Here is a 1,846-nt window from a genome sequence, read left to right on the forward strand (position 1 = left end):
GAGCGTCCGATGTAACACATGTACGTTACGTGAGTTCGGTGCGAACAGTTCGATCGTGAGTCGGAGCTGCTGACGTCCGGTAAATTTCACTGCGAGAGAGAGGTTTTTCCCACTCAGATCCTGTCCGTCAAACGGTTTGTAGATCGCTGCATATTCCGTGCCCTCGCTCGCTGTGAGGTGTGCCGACTGCGAGCCGCCATACGGATCATCTGTCCCAGCCTTGAGCGTACCAGCGTCGATCAGTGTGTTCCATTTGTCGAGAGTCTCAAAGTTCTCGATTGATTCCCCGGGCAGCTTCGATAGTCTATCTGATCCGGTAGAGTCTTCGTTCGACGATGATTGGTTCGACGAGTTACCGTTTCCCCGCCACTCTCGCAACTGTGAGAGACAGCCAGAGAGGCTAAGTGTTCCAGCCGCTGCAACGGTCGTCACGAACGATCGTCGATTTCGATCTGTCATCAATTCCGTTGATAACCTGTTGACTCTTCTTTATCAATCTGTTAATCGAGGTCGCTCATCTCGACCAATCGTAACTTCCAGTAGTGAGGAGTTCATTAGTTGCCGTTGATGGGAAGACTCAGGGCACTGTTAAATCCGGCAAGAACCGTATGAAAGTACAAGAATGAGTTCAACTGTAACAGTATTAATAGTAGTAATGATACTAGTCGCCGTTACCATGTGCTTCGTGATAGGATGGGTCATTTCGGGCGGGTACTTGCCCGACTGAAAGTCACGTATCACCGACTATCCCCGTATTCATCCAGAATCACCTCTCCGCCTCATACGACCGCATGGCCTCACCACTGGAGATAGTGCTCTGTGTAGAACTACGGAACAACCGTGTAGGTGAGGTGGGCGAGTCGAAAACTCACAGAGAATACGGTCCCGACGAAACGCTCGCGACTCACAACCGAGGTAGTTCCTGGTTCTGTTTTCGATTCCCCGTGTTGCCACCCGTTTCGGGGGCAATTTGAGGGATGAATCGTCCGGTGAGGATGCAGCAGACGCTCACGCCCGTGAGCGTTGTTATGCCTGCTCGATTGGTTCCTTCCCCAAGTAAAGCCGAAACACGTCAAACGCACCAACGATGGGAGCACTATCGTTTTCGGATTCCTGAAGGGAAAGATACCATGGGCAACGGCGGAAAGCCTCGAGAAGCCTATCTTCTGAAGGACGTGGAAGGTGACATCCACCGCTATCAGAACGCCAAAGATATCGATAGCGGTGAGCCGCTGGTCGATCTCACCAAGCGTACAGCCGAGGAGACGGGTGATGACGACTAATCAGCACGCAAGTTCTCACGATTTCCGACGCCGGTATGCACAGCGTCTTCTCGTCGATAAGCAGGAACCCCTCGAGTTGTCATGGCGTCGGTGGCTGGGACTCATTCCAAGCGATCGAACCCTATCTGAACGTACCCACTGCCGACGTAGTCAATGAGGCTTCCGAGAACGCTGGCCTAGCGTAACCTTCAATCAACAGGGTTTCATAGAAAAGTTCCCATCCTCTCTGTGACTACCTGACAAACGGTAAGCGCCGGTAATTTGATATATTCTCACATAGAACATACAAAAATTAAATAATTTAGAATGAACTTATCGTGAAGAGATTGGTGGTTCAAAATCTGTCACATGCTCCTACCACTTCGTTTCTATTGCGGGTCGACACTATCCGTGTAAGTCCTGTCCTGTCGAATGATAGGCCTCACCAAACCGTAGTCTATCGTTCCTCGAAAGGTCAATATCGTGTTCAGTCAGTAGTTCAAGCATCTGCTCAGTATCGGCACCGTCTAGTTAGCGCAGTTTGAGAGGTGAGCAGGTCGTAGAGTGAGTTTGGATCAATGCTC

The 1,846-nt window shown here is 50.7% G+C and carries 2 pseudogenes; one reads left to right on the forward strand and one right to left on the reverse strand.

Annotation, left to right across the window (positions count from 1 at the left end):
• Nucleotides 1-432 (reverse strand): annotated as a pseudogene (locus PGX04_RS30450) (polysaccharide deacetylase family protein); the annotation flags it as partial.
• Nucleotides 433-1,047: 615 nt separating this feature from the next.
• Here PGX04_RS30450 and PGX04_RS34865 point away from each other — a divergent pair.
• Nucleotides 1,048-1,468: pseudogene (locus PGX04_RS34865) on the forward strand (site-specific integrase); the annotation flags it as partial.
• Nucleotides 1,469-1,846 lie beyond the last annotated feature (378 nt).

This window comes from Natrinema soli, assembly GCF_028618695.1.